The sequence below is a fragment of the Carboxylicivirga marina genome (assembly GCF_016612505.1).
GTDB lineage: Bacteria > Bacteroidota > Bacteroidia > Bacteroidales > Marinilabiliaceae > Carboxylicivirga > Carboxylicivirga marina.
This window is the reverse complement of sequence record NZ_JAENRR010000136.1, coordinates 1-1,659: the sequence shown is the minus strand read 5'-3', so window position 1 is coordinate 1,659 and position 1,659 is coordinate 1. Positions and strand designations below refer to the sequence as shown.

Sequence of the window (1,659 nt, the reverse complement as noted above, 5' to 3'; positions counted from 1 at the left end):
CCTTAAATCCGCAGCTAGATTAGTTTGTTGATACTTTTACAATTTATATGTTTATGATGGAGAAATACTGCTAGGTTTCTTGAATTATTTTCAATTTTTTTACCAGAAATTGCCATGGGCATACCTTATGCAAACTTTCGTATGTAATACAACTTAGTTTTGTCTCCACACAATGTGTTAATACACTCACTTGTCACATAATGAGCACGTTGTACTTTGTAGCAAGACAGAGTAATCTTATGGATACCTCATATTAGCAGGCTGTTATTCCAATAATATGTGGTATTTTTTAGCGGTAAATAGTTTTAAGATATGTTGTCTTCCTCGTTTTATCCATTTTGAGGGAACAACGATAAAACGATATATGAATTTCTTTAGCCGGAAGTTCGGTTTAATGAATTCTACCTTCTTACTGATGTAATCAGTCAAGAAATGGAACATGTTTCGGCATATGGCCATCATTATCAAAAAGACAGTATTCTGCTCCAAGAAAGAGAACGGCATCTTTTTCCAAAGAAAATCATTGTTCATTTCATCAAACACACGTTCGCTTTCTCCCCTTGCATTGTAAAATAAAATAACATCCAAATCTGTCATGTGAGTTTCATTGGTCATGATTGCTCTGTATTTAAAGGCGTCTCCTGTATAAAGATCTCCTTGCCCATCTTGAGTCTTTTCGCGACTGATGACATAACGGTAAGTTTTGTCCCAACCAAAAGGAGCATATTGTATGGATGCAACTTGATATTTTTTAAAGCCTATTTCTACATCTTCCCATGTATCGACTTCTTTGATCTTGTTGTAGAGACTGGTACAGCGTTGTGCTCGAATAAAGAAAAATTCACTATTTGCTTCGACTACTGGAATAACAGTCTTATCAAACGAACCGCAATCCATACGACTAAATTTGGGTTTTATCCCAAACTGCTTCAAAGTAGAATATGCACGTTCAAGGGTCTGGTCTTGTTTGTATTTTACATTGCTGTTGCCATTCCTATTTTCAATATAAACAGGGTGATTTCCAATCGTGGCTATTCCAGGAAAATACCCATCTGCTTTCTTATAGCTGCGCTTTGAGTCGTATTTGTTAGTTGGGATAAATTGGTTGTCGTAATCAAATATATAGTCTTTATTATTTGTATTAAGCTGTTTGCTCTCCACCAATAACCTGACCATAAGTTTGTTCATTTTTGTGTTGACATTGAAATCGTGCTCAATGCCCGTATTGGAAACATAGGTTTTCTTTTGTGTGGATAGTTCTTTTTGCATGCGCAATAAAGTATCGGCAGAACATACGTTAAATCCTGTTACTTGTCCCAACTCTTTACGAAGGTTTTCGGTGATATCCTCAGCACATTCACCGCCACATAAGGTTAAGAGAAAATACGAACGTACTAAATCGCTATAAGAATAGGTAGCCTTGACTCCTCTTTGACCAAGCTCTTGATTTATAGTTTCGAATAGTGAACTGTTACTTACAATATGGTCTGCGAAATTTATTCCGCCAAAAGAGTTGATGTTTTCCTTAGAATATGTAATTTTCATCAGCTACGATGTTTTCACCTAAACAGGTGAAAATATTTTAATCGCGCAAGCCCTATGAAAGTTTATTTATGGGGCTTGCCGATTTTTCCAAATATTTACGTGCGGATACTAGGT

Annotated in this window: 1 protein-coding gene; it reads right to left on the bottom strand. The window is 35.9% G+C overall.

Features of this window, described 5'->3' with window-relative positions:
* Positions 1-264 precede the first annotated feature (264 nt).
* Positions 265-1,545 (bottom strand): IS1380 family transposase, encoded by a 1,281-nt coding sequence (locus JIV24_RS22080; RefSeq protein WP_200467254.1) that lies wholly within the window; start codon positions 1,543-1,545, stop codon positions 265-267.
* Between the last annotated feature and the right edge of the window lie 114 nt (positions 1,546-1,659).